Here is a 14,416-nt window from a genome sequence, read left to right as displayed (position 1 = left end):
CATCTGCCTCCAATAGGGCGTGAGTATGGCTGCACGGAACTCTTTGGGAGGAGCCTGATGCATTCTCCGCAAACGCCAAAAGCCGACCGGAACGTCGGTCGGCCTTAGGGCAATTTTGAGAAGATTGGCGGCCAAACCCGCCAGGAACGCTCAAGCCGAACTTAGCGGCGAGCGGACTTGCCCGGAAGCAGGCCTTCACGCTGTGCCCGCTTGCGAGCCAGCTTGCGTGCACGGCGAATTGCTTCAGCCTTTTCACGCGCCTTCTTTTCAGACGGTTTTTCAAAATGACCGCGAAGTTTCATTTCACGGAAGATGCCTTCGCGCTGCATCTTTTTCTTGAGCGCCTTAAGCGCTTGATCGACATTATTGTCGCGAACCAGAACCTGCACGCGTTTTTTCCCGTTTTCGATGCGCTGCAGAGGATCCGCAGCAAGAAGAACAATGATGGAAGCGAGGCTTCGCCAACGAACCTTACGGTGGTTTCAACAACACATGCGTATGCCCATCGGCGTACCGATCAATCAAGCATCCACTTGTGTACAGAGACCTTATCGCCGCTGACGCGTCGCTCACTTTGGCGGGGTTAATACCAGAGCAAACCCTACGTGTCCACAGGCTTTCGCAAAGAAATCCGCCAAAATCGGATTCCGGCGGCTAGGCCGGAGAGTGGCCGCACCCCTCAGAACAGGTGTGGACACGGTAGTGTATCACGACTAGAGGTGGATGTCTCACCCTGGTCAATTGAGCCTCGTACAAGAAGGCATGACCTTGCCCTCATAGTTGGAGGAAACTATGGCGCAGCACGCGTCAAGGGCTCCCGATTCGGACAAGAGCCAGTCCCTTTGGCGGAGCGACATTCAGCCGACTCTTACATTGGGTTTGCCGTTGGCAGGCGCCCAGTTGGCCCAGATGGCCATCAACACCACCGACGTGCTGATGATCGGACGGCTTGGCGCGCAGGAACTTGCTGCCTCCGTGCTGGCGTTCAATTTCTACATGCTGGTCTGGTTCTTCGGCATGGGCTTGCTGCAGGCTGTGATCCCGCTTGCCGCCCGTGCCCGTGGTCAGCGCAAACCGCGTGACCTGCGCCGTGCCGTGCGCATGGGGTTCTGGATTTCGGTCCTGTTCTGCATCCCTATCTGGGGTGTTCTTCTGTTTATCGAGCCGATACTTCTGCTGCTCGGGCAGGAGCCGGAGCTTGCCAGGCTTGCCGGTATCTATATGGCCTTCCTGCAGTGGACGATGTTGCCAGCGTTGCTGATCATGGCCGTCCGCGGCTTCCTGACGGTTATGGAACGCACGCAGGTCGTGCTCTGGGCGACCATTGCCGGCGCTGTTGCAAACGCTTTTCTGGATTATGTGCTGATCTTCGGCGAGTGGGGCTTTCCGCGTCTGGAGCTGGTGGGAGCGGGGATTGCGTCCGTCTTGAGCTCGGCCACGACATTCCTGTTCCTGCTGGCTTACGCCATGCTGCATCCCAAGCTGCGGCGCTACAACATACTTGGCCGGATATGGCGGTCGGACTGGCCGGTCTTTTTCCAGATCGTCCGGCTGGGCACACCGATTGCGCTGACCATCATTGCCGAAGGATCTCTTTTCACCGCCTCATCGGTCATGATCGGCTGGCTGGGCACATTGCCGCTTGCCGGACACGGCATTGCGCTGCAGATCGCGTCCATCACGTTCATGGTGCCCGTCGGGCTGTCCGTGGCCGCCATGACCCGCGTCAGCCTTGCCTCCGGCCGGGACGATCACAAGGGGGTTGGCCGCGCCGGCTGGACGGCGCTGGCCGTGACCATGCTGTTCATGGGCTTCTTCGCCATCCTGTTCTGGACGATCCCGGAGCAGCTTGTGGGCGCGTATCTCGACCTGAGCGATCCGGAAGCCAGGGAAGTCATGACCTATGGGGTTTCGTTCCTGATGGTGGCGGCGCTGTTCCAGCTTGCAGACGGTGGCCAGATTATCGGCGTCAACAATCTGCGCGGCCTGGGGGACACGACAATCCCGCTGTTCTATGCCCTGTTTGGTTATTGGGTCGTCGGCATCAGCCTGTCGCTTGGACTGGGGTTTGTAGCCGAGTGGGGCGGAGTGGGCGTCTGGTGCGGGCTGGCTGGCGGTCTTGCGTCCGTTGCGGTGCTGGCGAACCTGCGCTTTGCCCGGCGGGAGAAGCTGGGCCTCGTGCCGGGCTGAGGCGTGCCGCTTAGGCGGCGGCGCGGCGCCACAACAAAAAGCCCCGGCTCAAGGCCGGGGCTTTTCAAACATCTATCGGCTGATCCAGGTCAGGACTTTCCGGAAATCCGGTTGACGTGGCCCATCTTGCGGCCTTCCCGGGTTTCGGCCTTGCCATAAAGATGCAGACGGGCAGCAGGCTCGATCAGGACATCCTGCCAGGTATCGGCGTCGAAGCCGATGAGGTTTTCCATGACCGCATCCGAATGCCGCTCGGCGGAGCCCAGAGGCCAGCCGGCCACGGCGCGGATGTGCTGGTCGAATTGCGACGTCAGGCAGGCGTCCTGTGTCCAGTGGCCGGAGTTGTGCACACGCGGTGCGATCTCGTTGACCAGCAGCCTTTCGCCAGCGCCCTCGCGGACCAGAAACATTTCAACGCCCATGACACCGACATACTCTAGGCCGGCGACGATCTGCCCGGCCATTTCGCGGGCGGCATCCATCGTTTGCCCGGAAACGCCTGCCGGAACGGTCGAGGTTTTCAGGATGTGATTCTCGTGGTGGTTCCGCGCTACGTCATAACAGGCAATGGTTCCGTCCAGGTCGCGGGCGACGATCACCGAGACTTCACATTCGAACGGGATCAGCGCTTCCAGCACCATTGGCACGGAGCCGAGTTTTTCAAAGGCGCCTTCGGCATCCTCGGGCTTGCGGATCATCTGCTGGCCCTTGCCGTCATAGCCGAAGCGGCGGGTCTTCAGAACGCCCTTGCCGCCGAAGCGGGCAACGGCCTCGTCTAGATCCTGCTGCGAGGCGATGTCGGCAAAGTCGGCAATGGCGACACCCGTGCCGGACAGAAATTCTTTTTCGAACAGCCGATCCTGGGATACTTCAAGCGCGCGAACGCCTGGGCGCACCGGAACCCTGGCATCCAGATGGGCCGCGGTCGCCCCCGGCACATTCTCGAATTCATAGGTCACCGCGGCGACGGAGGACGCGAAGAGGTCTAGCGCGTCGATGTCCTCATAGGCGGCAACCGTATAGGCGGCACTGACGTCGAAGGCGGGACTGTTCGGGTCCGGACAGAAGATATGTGTCTTCAGACCGAGGCTGGCAGCTGATTGCGCCAGCATCCGGCCGAGCTGGCCTCCACCAAGAATGCCGATGGTGTCGCCGGGGCTCAAACGGGTTTTGGCGCTCATGATGTGGATCCTGCCAGAAGGGCTAAGTCAGTCGTTGGATGGCGTTTCGGCGACGGCGGCAGTGCGTTCGGCGCGGAACGCGGTGAGCGCGGCATCGATTGCAGGATCGTGCAGCGCCAGAACGGCAGCGGCCAGAAGCGCAGCGTTGGTCGCACCGGCCTTGCCGATCGCCAGCGTGCCCACCGGAATGCCTGCGGGCATCTGCACGATGGACAACAGGCTGTCCTCGCCAGAAAGCGCCTTGCTTTCAACCGGCACGCCAAAGACGGGAAGTGGTGTGAGCGCGGCGGTCATACCCGGAAGATGGGCGGCGCCACCTGCGCCTGCGATGATGATCTTGAAGCCTTCGGCCTTCGCGCTCTTGGCGAAGTCGTACATCCTGTCCGGTGTGCGGTGCGCGGAGACGATGCGTGCCTCGTAGCTGACGCCCAGTTGGTCCAGCGTGTCGGCGGCGTGTTTCATAGTCGGCCAGTCCGATTGACTGCCCATGATGATGGCGACATCCGCTTTTGCCATAAAGTGCTCCAGTTTCCGGCAGGCTCAGAAGAGCCGCGGAGTATAGGCAGCAAGCCGCGCATCGCAAGCGCGAATCCGCTACGACCGGGCCGGAAATTCACTTTCAGGGAACGTGCCGCCTATGTGGGAGCTCCCGTGGCGGAAAAGGGTCAGGCGATGATGTCGGGAAAGAGCTGGTCCTCCAGCGCTGTGATCCGGTCCTTGATCATCAGTTTCTTCTTTTTCAGCCGCTGCAGTTGCAAGGCATCTTGGTTCGAAGTTGAGGCAAGTGCCTCTACGGCCGCGTCAAGATCTCTGTGTTCCTGGCGAAGCTGCGCCAGTTGCAAACGCAACGCATCACTATCCATCTGCGCCATCTATGTCCCCTAAACAGGAGATAAGTCCTAATCCATTTTGCCGATCACGGGCAAGCTATCATCTTTGCTCCGCCAGGAGCCGGTTTTCAAAAATCGGGTGCATTCGCAAAGCGAACAGGGCGGGACGGTCACGATTTCGTATGTTGAAAACTTGTGAATTGGCAAATCTTTCAAGGGCAATTTTCGTGAGTTTTCGGGGACTTAATCGGTGGGGCGTCTTTAGGGTTTCGTAAGGATACCTGCGAGAATGCATTATTTGACGGCGAAACGCTCAAGGTATGCGTAATCAGCAATCGACAACGCCGGAATTCCTGTGGCACGATGAAAATGTTGAGCCAACAGACAGGAGGACATCCATGTCAATGCAGTCGCATCTCGCAGAACTTGAGCGCCGTCACGCGGAAATGGAACGCAAGATTGAAGACGCTCAGATACGTCCGAGTACAGACTCTCTGCAATTGGCTGACATGAAACGTCAAAAGCTCAAGATCAAGGATGAGATTACGCGAATACGGGAAAATGAAACGCTCCATTAGAGGGGCGTCGTCCTGAATGTAAACGCCGCGCACCGCGCGGCGTTTTTGTTTTCGTCCCCTTAAAGTGCTTTTGCCTGATCCCGCAGCGCGAATTTCTGGATCTTGCCCGTCGAGGTCTTGGGCAGTTCACAGAAGACGAGGGTTCTCGGTGCCTTGAAACCGGCAAGATGCTGCCTGCAGAAGGCAATCAGATCGGCTTCGCTCACGGTTGCGCCGTCCTTGAGCTCGACGAAGGCGCAGGGGGTCTCGCCCCATTTTTCATCCGGTTTGGCGACCACTGCGACTGCCTGCACGTCGCCGTGCTTGTAGAGCACTTCTTCCACTTCAATGGACGAGATGTTTTCACCGCCGGAGATGATGATGTCCTTGGAGCGGTCCTTCAACTGGACATAGCCGTCTGGATGCAGCACGCCGAGGTCTCCTGAATGGAACCAGCCGCCCTCGAAGGCCTTTTCGGTGGCTTCCGGGTTTTTCAGGTACCCCTTCATGACGACATTGCCACGGAACATGACCTCGCCAAGTGTCTCGCCATCGGCGGGCACTGGCGCCAGCGTTTCCGGGTCGAGCACCGTCAGGCCCTCCAGCGCGACATAGCGCACACCCTGACGCGCCTTTTTCTGCGCCTGTTCGTCCAACGGCAGATCGTTCCACTCTCGCTTCCAGTCATTGACGACCGCCGGGCCGTAGACTTCGGTGAGGCCGTAAAGATGGGTGACGTTGAAGCCGGCGGTTTTCATGGCGGCCAGCACGCTTTCCGGCGGCGGGGCGGCTGCCGTGAAGAATTCCACTTCGCGGTCCAGGTCGCGCTTGTGCTCAGGGGCCGCGTTGAGGAGCGTCGACATGATGATCGGCGCGCCGCACAGATGGGTGACGCCTTCCTCGGCGATCAGTTCCCACATGGTTTGCGGCCGGACCCAGCGCAAGCACACATGCGTGCCGGCAACAAGCGATAGCGACCAGGGAAAGCACCAGCCGTTGCAGTGGAACATCGGCAAGGTCCACAGATAGACCGGGTGCTTGGCCATCGAGGCCGTGATGACGTTTGCCTGGGCCAGCAGATAAGCGCCGCGGTGGTGATAGACCACGCCCTTGGGATTGCCCGTTGTGCCGGAGGTGTAGTTGAGCGCGATCGCATCCCATTCGTCATCGGGCAGCGACCAGTCGAACTCCGGATCGCCCGATTGCAGAAATTCCTCGTAGTCGAGGCTGCCGAGCCGTTCGCCGTCCTGCGGGAACTGCGTGTCGGAAAAGTCGATCACGGTCGGGGTCACCGTTGCGATCGACAGGGCTTCCTTGACGACCGGCGCATATTCGCGATCGGTGATCAGCACCTTGCAATCGGCATGATCGAGCTGGAAGGCGATGATTGCCGCGTCCAGACGTGTGTTCATGGAATGCAGCACGGCGCCCGCCATCGGTACCCCGTAATGGGCCTCCAGCATTGGCGGCACATTTGACAGCATGACGCTGACCGTATCGTTCTTGCCGATGCCAAGCCGTGTCAATGCAGAGCCAAGCTGACGCGCACGCCGATAAAACGTCCGGTAGTCGGTCCGCTGACGGCCGTGGACGATTGCAATCGTATCGGGAAAGACATCTGCCGCCCGTGCCAGAAAGCTCAACGGGCTGAGCGGTGCGTAATTGGCGGTGTTCTTGTCGAGACCCTGGGTGAAGGGGTTGACGCTGGCATCCATGACCATCCTCCCTGAAGCATCCTGCCGGCACATGGGGCGCGGGATGCTGAAAACGTCCTGAGACCGATCAACCGCTCCTTCGCCGCGTGTGCAAGGCTCGGCAGCCGGTTGATTTTCGCCGTATCAAAACCGGAAACGGTTTGCCGCGCAATCGATCATTGGCAGGGCTATCCCCTTTGACGATCCGCTGTGTCCGCCGGTTCAGGCAAGCAGGCCCATCAGTCCGTCATAGGTCAGCTTGGCACCGATCAGGCCCATGAAGATATAGATGACGGCGTAGAACATTTCCGCCTTGACGACGCGCACCAGCCAAACCCCGACAAGGGTTGCCACCAGGGCCACGGGAAACAGCATGACGGAGGTCGACAGGTTGGTGGCGTCGAATTGTCCCAGCAGGAAATAGGGCACCAGTTTGATGGCGTTTACGGCGGCGAAAAAGATGACCGCCGTTCCGGCGAACATCAGCGGCGCCAAACGCAGAGGCAGCATATACATCTGAAAGGGTGGGCCGCCAGTGTGGCTGATGAAGCTGGTGAACCCGGCTATCGCACCCCAGAACGTGCCTTTGGGCAGGTTGTGGCCACTGGCAGTGGTGGCCTTGCGCTGCTTGAAAAGATAGTCTGCGACGAAGGCCAGCGACATGATGCCGATCAGGAAGATGACGAAGGCGTCGTTTACATAAGCTGCGGTGGCCCAGCCGATGCCGATGCCAATCGCGGCGGCGGGCAGCAGGATGGTCAGGCTTTTCCAGTCCGCCCGGCCGCGATAGGCGATGAGCGCGACAACGTCCATGACGATCAGGATCGGCAACATGATGCCGGCCGCCTGAAGCGGGGAAATGACCAGCGCCATGATCGGCACGCCAAGCATGGCGAAAGTGCCGCCGAACCCGCCCTTGGACAGACCGACCAGAAAGACCGATGGAATGGCGGCCGCATAGAACCAGGGATCTGAAATGGGAATCATGTGCCGAAAAACGCGAGGAATAGAAGAGACAAGTCCGGCAGACAATCATGCCAGAGTGCCTACGTAAAGTCCCGACAGTCGAATTGCCTATAAGCGGAGGCTTGCAATTTCAGGTTCCCATACATCACTCTAGACCGCAAAAGCTGGAGCTGTGTTTCCGGCCTGTGTTTGGGAGGACATTGTCATGGCAAGCCGGTATCAAGAGATCTACCAAGGCTGGAAGCAGGACCCGCTCGGGTTCTGGAAGGACGCCGCAGAGGAAATCGACTGGGTCTCGACGGGGGAGAAGGTGTTCGACCCGGATCAGGGGCAATATGGCCGCTGGTATCCGGACTGGGAGTGCAACACCTGCTACAATTGCCTGGACAGGCATGTGGAGCGCGGCCGTCCCGGCCAGCCGGCGCTTATCTACGACAGCCCGATTACCGGCCGCACGGCCTCCTACACCTATGCAGAGCTGCTGGAGGAAGTGGAGGCCATGGCCTGCGTGCTGGCCGACCGCGGACTCGTCAAGGGTGATCGGGCCATCATCTATATGCCGATGATCCCCCAGGCGGTGATGGCGATGCTGGCGTGCGCACGTCTCGGTGTCATCCATTCCGTCGTCTTCGGCGGGTTTGCCGCCAACGAGCTGGCAACGCGGATCGATGATGCGACCCCGAAGGCGATCATCGCGGCCTCCTGCGGCCTCGAGCCGGGCAGGGTGATTGCCTACAAGCCGCTGATCGATCAGGCCATCGATATTGCCGGACACAAGCCGGAAAGCTGTTTCGTGTTCCAGCGTGAGGAACTGGCAGCCGATATCAATCCGGGGAGGGACCACGATCTCGGCGCGCTTCAGGCGGAAGCCATCGCGGCGGGGCGCAGGATCGCGCCGGTTCCGGTCAAGGCAACCGATCCGCTCTATATTCTTTACACTTCCGGTACGACCGGCCAGCCGAAGGGCGTCGTGCGCGACAACGGCGGCCATATGGTGGCGCTGAAGTGGTCGATGAAGAACCTTTACGACATCCAGCCGGGTGAAGTGTTCTGGGCGGCGTCCGACGTCGGCTGGGTCGTCGGTCATTCCTACATCTGTTATGCACCGCTGCTGCACGGCTGCACCACCATCGTCTTCGAAGGCAAGCCGGTGGGGACGCCGGACGCGGGCACGTTCTGGCGGGTCATTTCCGACCACAACGTCGTGTCTCTGTTCACGGCGCCAACAGCCTTCAGGGCGATTCGCAAGGAAGATCCGAACGGCGCGTTCATTCAACAATATGATCTGTCGCAGTTCCGGTCGCTGTTTCTTGCCGGGGAGCGTGCGGACCCAGAAACGGTCAACTGGGCCATCGACCAGTTGCGGGTGCCGGTGATCGATCACTGGTGGCAGACGGAAACCGGCTGGTGCATCGTCGGCAACCCTGTGGGCCTCGGCCAGTTGCCGGTCAAGCCCGGTTCGCCGACCGTGCCCATGCCCGGTTACGACGTTCAGGTGCTTGACGATGCCGGCCATCCGCTGGGGGCAAATACGCTCGGTAACATCGTTGTGCAGTTGCCGTTGCCGCCTGGGGCCTTGCCGACGCTCTGGAACGCCGACAAGCGGTTCTTCGATGCCTATCTCGCCGAGTTTCCCGGTTACTACAAGACCGCGGACGCAGGGATAATCGACGATGACGGCTATCTGTCGATCATGGCGCGGACGGACGACATCATCAACGTCGCCGGTCACCGTCTGTCGACAGGGGGGATGGAAGAGGTGCTGGCAACGCATCCCGATGTTGCCGAATGCGCCGTCATCGGCATCGCGGACAAGCTGAAAGGACAGCTTCCCTGCGGTTTCGTGGTGCTGAAGGCCGGTGTCGACCGGACCCATGAGGAGATCGAGAAGGAACTCGTGAAGCTGGTACGTGAAAAGATCGGCCCGGTGGCGGCGTTCAAGATCGCAATCACGGTCGACCGGCTGCCGAAAACGCGCTCCGGCAAGATCCTGCGCGGCACGATGCGGCAGATTGCCGATGGCGAAACCTGGAAAATGCCGGCGACGATCGACGATCCGGCCATTCTGGACGAGATCACCGAAGCGCTCAAAACACACGGAATTTCCGTTTGAATTGACCAGGTGACGCAGCTGGAGGACGACAACGGCCATCGACATAGCCGTTTTTGACACTTAAGGTCGGGCCGCCGCGAAGCGGCCCGCGTTTTTTGCGTGTCAGATTTAAACTCAAGCAGCCGTGAGGTTTCCGTGTCTTTGGAAAATAAGGTCGCCATCATCACCGGGGCAGCCCGGGGGATCGGATTTGCAGTTGCCAAGCGCTTTGTCGCCGATGGCGCGAAAGTCGTGATAGCCGATGTGGATGACGAGACAGGTGAAGCTGCGGCAGAAGATCTGAAATCGCTAGGCGAGGCGATGTATATCCATTGCAACGTCGCCGAACGTCTGGATGTCCGCAATCTGGTTGCCGAGACTCTGAATGCCTATGGCGATATCGATGTGCTGGTCAACAATGCCGGCATCGTGGTCGGAGCGGATTTCCTCGACCTGGAAGAAGAGGATTTCGAGCGCGTCCTTTCGATCAACCTGAAAGGGGCTTTCCTGTGCTCGCAGGCCGTTGCCCGCCACATGGTTGAAAAGGTGCAGAACGGCGGTGAGCCGGGCTGTATCGTCAATATGTCGTCGGTCAATTCGGTGCTCGCAATCCCGAATCAGATCCCCTATTGCGTTTCCAAGGGTGGCATGTCGCAGTTGACCAAGACGACGGCCCTGTCGCTCGCCCAATATGGTATCCGCGTCAACGCCATCGGGCCAGGCTCGATCATGACCGAGATGCTGGCGTCGGTAAACAGCGATCCGGCTGCCAAGAACCGCATCCTGTCGCGGACGCCGATGCTGCGTGTCGGCGAACCGTCCGAAATTGCAAGCGTTGCGGCCTTCCTGGCCTCCAGCGATGCAAGTTACGTCACCGGCCAGACCATCTTCGCCGACGGTGGCCGTATGCCGCTCAACTACACGGTTGCGGTTCCCGATGACGCGTGATCGAGTTCGAATTTCGTGACTGAGACAGGGCGGCGATCATGCCGCCCTTTTTTCGTTTGAAGGGTTATGCGTTTTCAACGTCCAGCTCGGCGCCAAACTGCAACCGGGCAAGCTTGGCATAGAGGCCACCGGCCGCCGTCAGTTCGCTGTGCGTCCCGGTTTCGACGATCCGGCCGTTTTCCATCACAACGATCCGGTCTGCCTTGAGGACCGTTGCCAGCCGGTGGGCGATCACCAGCGTGGTCCGGTTTTCCATCAGCCGGTCGAGGGCTTGCTGAACCAGGTTTTCGCTTTCCGCGTCCAGAGCGCTGGTGGCTTCGTCGAGCAGCAGTACAGGGGCATGCTTCAGGACGGCACGGGCGATGGCAATGCGTTGGCGCTGGCCACCGGACAGGGTGATGCCGCGCTCGCCGACCATCGTGTCGTAGCCATCCGTCATCTTTTCGATGAAGGGCGCGGCCAGTGCGGCTTCCGCTGCCGCGATCACATCGTCGCGGCTGGCCTCGGGCCGACCGTAGGCGATGTTTTCCGCAATGCTGGCGCCAAAGATGGCCGTGTCCTGAGGCACCAGTGCGATATGGCGGCGCAGGTCTTCCGGATCGAGGTCGGGCAAGGCGGCGCCATTGAGGCGGATGACACCCGAAACCGGATCGTAGAACCGCATCAACAGGCTGAACAGGGTGGACTTGCCTGCGCCGGACGGCCCGACAACTGCGACGGTCTCACCCGGTGAAACAGTGAGGCTGAGGTCGCGAACGACAGGCATCTTTTCCGCGTTGCGATAGGCGAAGGACACGTCCTCAAAGACGATCTCGCCGCGCGGTGTCGCGGGCAGTTGGACAGGGTTCGCGGGCGCAGCAATTTCCGGCTCGATTTCCAGAAGCTCCGACAGGCGTTCGGCTGCGCCGGCCGCCTGCGATAGTTCGCCCCAGACCTCGGAAAGGGCGGCCAGGGACCCGGCAGCCAGAATGGAATAGAGCAGGAACTGGCTGAGTTCACCGCCGGTGATCCTGCCGGCGAAGACATCGCTCGCACCGATCCACAGAACGGCGACAATGCTGGCTCCAATCACCATGATGGCAAAGCCGGTAAGCGCAGCGCGGGCGACGATTGCCTGACGGGCAGCCTGGAAGGCCTGGTTGACGGCGTCCGAGTAGCGGCCTGCACTGAGGCTTTCATGAGTGAAGGCCTGCAAGGTGCGGACAGAGCCCAGCATCTCGCTGGCATAGGCTGACGCGTCAGCCAGCGTGTCCTGGGCGAAGCGGGAGCGTTTGCGCACCTGCCGGCCAAAGCCGAGGATGGGAACGAGAATGACCGGAATTGCCGCCAGCACGATGACGGACAGACGTGGACTGGTGACCACCATCATCACCGCGGCGCCCAGGAACATGATCAGGTTGCGCATGGCGAGTGATGCGCTGGAGCCGAAGGCAGCCTTGATCTGGGTGGTGTCGGCCGTCAGGCGCGAAAGAATCTCACCTGATTTGGCGCTGTCGTAAAAAACCGGGCTGAGCCGGGTCATGTGGGAAAAAACGTCGGCGCGCACATCGGTCACGACACGTTCGCCAATCCACATGACCAGGAAATAGCGGACGGAACTGGCCGTTGCGAGCGCACAGACCACGCCGATCAGAACGGCAAAATAGGAATTGACCAGCGCGGGATCGTCGGCACCGAAACCGAAGTCGATCATCCGGCGGACGGCCGCTGGCAGAATCAGCGTGATGACCGCTGCGGAGAACAGAGCTGCAATCGCTGCCGCGACCATGCCCTTGTATCGGAAGAGATAGGGCAGCAGGCGGGTGAGCGGGCGAAGCGATCTGCGGGATTTTCCGGATGGGGACTGGGTTTCATTGGCAGGGGCGTCGGCCACTGGGGTCTCCTTGTTCTTTCCCCCCGTCTTAACATGTTCCGCCCGGCGGACAATGACTTTGGACAAAGCTGTTGGAGGGCTTTGAAACAGCTTTGTCGGACGAAAGCAGGGCAGGACTGCAAGGGGCGGAAATCCTTTGCTGGACAGAGCGGGAAATTGCGGGAATTTGCCCCTTGTCTTGACCCCCGCCATGAGGTATATCCCCGCCTCATGTTTCTGAGGGCGGCGTCCGCAACCGGATCGGCGGCCCCTCACTTCGTTTTGCGTTTGCTTGGCGGCTTTCCCTGAAGGTTGTCGCAGGGCGCTTGAAAGGACCGGCCATGAAAGCGGATATTCATCCCGACTACCACACCATCAAGGTCGTCATGACCGATGGCACCGAATACACCACCCGCTCCACCTATGGTGCGGAAGGCGACACACTGACGCTCGACATCGACCCGACGTCCCACCCGGCATGGACCGGCGGCGACCGTCAGTTGATGGACCGTGGCGGCCGCGTGTCTCGCTTCAAGAACAAGTTCGCTGGTTTCCTGGGCTCCTAAGCCTCGGCCACGACAGCTTCAAACGAAAAACCCGGCCAGTGGCCGGGTTTTTTGTGTTTGGAGCGACCGCAGAACGTGCAGCAAGTTCAGGAGGGGCACCGAGGGCGAGCACCGCGAGACCCCGGGGCCTACTCGTTTTCAGAGAGCTGGCCAGAGCTCCGGAATGGATGGACGTTCGCGGGAAGGATAGCGTTGCCTGCTCCGGCGAGCGGAGCGGTGAATAGGCCCCGGATCTGCGCTTTGTCTATCCTGGGTGATGCCCCGGGGCTGCACCGGCATCCGGCGCAGGCTCTCACTCAAAACAAAAAAGCCGCCCTGCGGCGGCTTTCCGGATTTGAAAGTGTCTGAGCGGCTTCAGGCGAACTTGCCGAATGCGGCGTGCAGCTTGTCGATCTGGGAAGCGACCGGATTGTCGTTGGTGGCTTCTTCGACCTGCTCGGCTTCCTTGCGGTAGAGCATCTTGTCGAGATGCACGACGCGTTCCTGCAGGCGGGAGGAGCGCTCGACCAGTTCACGCAGCGTTTCCGGCAGATCGTTCCAGGTCGGGCCGCCTGCGGCGGTGGACAGCTTGTCGAGACGAACCTTGTTCTTCTCGCTGCCGGCCTGCTCGCGGGACATTTCGCCTTCATTGACCGCACGCTGCAACAGCAGCCAGGAGGCAAGCTGCATAAGCCGGGTGGTCAGGCGCATGGATTCAGTCGCATAGGCCAGGGAGGCTGGGCGGGGAAGCTGCTTGGCTTCTTCGCGGCCGCTACCGTCCAGGTACATCGCGGTTTCCTCGACCAGCGACATGCCTTCCTGAAACAGGTTCTGGAAACTGTCGGAGCTCGCAAGATGATGTGCGATATGAACTGCGCTGCCTGTTTCACCGGCTTTCTTGATGTCGTCCGTCATAGGATTGCTAAGCCTCAATTACTCTTCCGGTTATCCTGGCATCTCTTCCTGGTCTGTCCCGGGATATGACATCCCTTTTCAGATGTTCCTTTTTGAAACGATGCAGGTCTTTATGGCCTGTATCCAGCAAAGCGCGTGCCAATCAGAAAAATAAACGGCCATTAACCAGAACATTGACAAGATACTATGAGGCGGCGGCAAAAAAAAGAGCCGCTGTGTTGCGGCTCTGAAGTCTTTAACAGGGAGGCGTCAAACAGAGTGGACAGGAGCCACTCACATCCAGATGACTGGATAGCTATGTTTATAATTTGGAAAGATTAATAACAGGTAAACGAGTAAATTTTTACCTACCTGCTTTACTGTAAGTGCGCGCCAAAAAAGAGCATAAGCTCAAGAACTGTAATAATTTACAGGGTCACTTCTGGAAGATTGAGTTGGCGGCATCGCGAATAGTGCCGCGTTGCTCAAGCTCCTTCTGGGTACGGTTAATTTCAGCCTTCAAAGCATCGATCCGTTCTTCAAGTTCCACCTCTGAAAGACGCGACAGGTCTTCCCCTACGGCAACGGTGCCGGGAGTGGATTTTTTGGGGACATCTTCGTCAAAAAGGCTCATCGGTTTGCTCCACTGCGGCGCCAGGAAAGGGCT

14 protein-coding genes are annotated in these 14,416 nt (G+C 59.8%); 5 read left to right on the top strand and 9 right to left on the bottom strand.

The genetic code is table 11. From position 1 onward, the window contains the following. Positions 1 to 161: 161 nt before the first annotated feature. Entirely contained in the window at positions 162 to 389 is a 228-nt protein-coding gene (gene rpsU, locus AC2A6O_RS07265) for a 30S ribosomal protein S21 (protein WP_008188883.1), read from the bottom strand. Positions 390 to 792: 403 nt separating this feature from the next. Here rpsU and AC2A6O_RS07260 point away from each other — a divergent pair, with 403 nt between their 5' ends. Then, positions 793 to 2,190 carry an MATE family efflux transporter gene (locus AC2A6O_RS07260; protein WP_498926290.1) on the top strand — a complete coding sequence of 466 codons (1,398 nt, stop codon included), beginning with the start codon at positions 793 to 795 and terminating at the stop codon, positions 2,188 to 2,190. A gap of 89 nt (positions 2,191 to 2,279) precedes the next feature. On the opposite strand, the gene AC2A6O_RS07255 is transcribed toward AC2A6O_RS07260, so the two are convergent. The 3 genes from AC2A6O_RS07255 to AC2A6O_RS07245 form a co-directional block, all read right to left on the bottom strand. Beyond that, positions 2,280 to 3,371 carry a 5-(carboxyamino)imidazole ribonucleotide synthase gene (locus AC2A6O_RS07255; RefSeq protein ID WP_498926289.1) on the bottom strand — a complete coding sequence of 364 codons (1,092 nt, stop codon included), beginning with the start codon at positions 3,369 to 3,371 and terminating at the stop codon, positions 2,280 to 2,282. A 27-nt stretch (positions 3,372 to 3,398) separates the two neighbouring features. Continuing rightward, positions 3,399 to 3,887: a 5-(carboxyamino)imidazole ribonucleotide mutase gene (gene purE, locus AC2A6O_RS07250; protein ID WP_055661187.1), complete on the bottom strand. Its 489-nt coding sequence runs from the start codon at positions 3,885 to 3,887 to the stop codon at positions 3,399 to 3,401. 149 nt (positions 3,888 to 4,036) lie between these two features. Further along, positions 4,037 to 4,243: a YdcH family protein gene (locus tag AC2A6O_RS07245; RefSeq protein ID WP_023003497.1), complete on the bottom strand. Its 207-nt coding sequence runs from the start codon at positions 4,241 to 4,243 to the stop codon at positions 4,037 to 4,039. A 356-nt stretch (positions 4,244 to 4,599) separates the two neighbouring features. Here AC2A6O_RS07245 and AC2A6O_RS07240 point away from each other — a divergent pair, with 356 nt between their 5' ends. Next, positions 4,600 to 4,779: a YdcH family protein gene (locus AC2A6O_RS07240; protein WP_148582968.1), complete on the top strand. Its 180-nt coding sequence runs from the start codon at positions 4,600 to 4,602 to the stop codon at positions 4,777 to 4,779. Positions 4,780 to 4,838: 59 nt separating this feature from the next. Here the strand turns inward: AC2A6O_RS07240 and AC2A6O_RS07235 are convergent, their stop codons facing one another. Beyond that, positions 4,839 to 6,479, bottom strand: a complete 1,641-nt coding sequence (locus AC2A6O_RS07235) for an acyl-CoA synthetase (RefSeq protein ID WP_498926288.1) — start codon at positions 6,477 to 6,479, stop codon at positions 4,839 to 4,841. A gap of 195 nt (positions 6,480 to 6,674) precedes the next feature. Next, entirely contained in the window at positions 6,675 to 7,439 is a 765-nt protein-coding gene (locus AC2A6O_RS07230) for a sulfite exporter TauE/SafE family protein (protein ID WP_148582966.1), read from the bottom strand. A gap of 184 nt (positions 7,440 to 7,623) precedes the next feature. Between AC2A6O_RS07230 and AC2A6O_RS07225 the strand changes: the two genes are divergently transcribed. Next, complete coding sequence (locus AC2A6O_RS07225) at positions 7,624 to 9,531, top strand: propionyl-CoA synthetase (protein WP_498926287.1); 1,908 nt, start codon at positions 7,624 to 7,626, stop codon at positions 9,529 to 9,531. A gap of 135 nt (positions 9,532 to 9,666) precedes the next feature. After that, on the top strand, positions 9,667 to 10,458 hold the full coding sequence (locus tag AC2A6O_RS07220; protein WP_148582964.1) for an SDR family NAD(P)-dependent oxidoreductase: 792 nt from the start codon (positions 9,667 to 9,669) through the stop codon (positions 10,456 to 10,458). Between the two features lie 64 nt (positions 10,459 to 10,522). Here AC2A6O_RS07220 and AC2A6O_RS07215 read toward each other — a convergent pair whose 3' ends face one another. Beyond that, on the bottom strand, positions 10,523 to 12,331 hold the full coding sequence (locus AC2A6O_RS07215) for an ABC transporter transmembrane domain-containing protein (protein WP_498926286.1): 1,809 nt from the start codon (positions 12,329 to 12,331) through the stop codon (positions 10,523 to 10,525). A 320-nt stretch (positions 12,332 to 12,651) separates the two neighbouring features. Here AC2A6O_RS07215 and rpmE point away from each other — a divergent pair, with 320 nt between their 5' ends. Further along, complete coding sequence (gene rpmE / locus AC2A6O_RS07210; protein ID WP_006932159.1) at positions 12,652 to 12,876, top strand: 50S ribosomal protein L31; 225 nt, start codon at positions 12,652 to 12,654, stop codon at positions 12,874 to 12,876. Positions 12,877 to 13,230: 354 nt separating this feature from the next. Here the strand turns inward: rpmE and rcdA are convergent, their stop codons facing one another. Both rcdA and AC2A6O_RS07200 read right to left on the bottom strand, forming a co-directional pair. Further along, on the bottom strand, positions 13,231 to 13,770 hold the full coding sequence (rcdA, locus tag AC2A6O_RS07205) for a protease adaptor protein RcdA (RefSeq protein WP_148582962.1): 540 nt from the start codon (positions 13,768 to 13,770) through the stop codon (positions 13,231 to 13,233). A 415-nt stretch (positions 13,771 to 14,185) separates the two neighbouring features. After that, the gene (locus tag AC2A6O_RS07200) at positions 14,186 to 14,383 is read right to left on the bottom strand and encodes a DUF1192 domain-containing protein (RefSeq protein WP_148582961.1); all 198 of its coding nucleotides are present in this window, start codon (positions 14,381 to 14,383) and stop codon (positions 14,186 to 14,188) included. Positions 14,384 to 14,416 lie beyond the last annotated feature (33 nt).

Source organism: Labrenzia sp. ATLA3 (assembly GCF_057180185.1).
The sequence above is the reverse complement of the archived record's forward strand: the minus strand, read 5'-3'. Positions and strand labels throughout refer to the sequence as shown.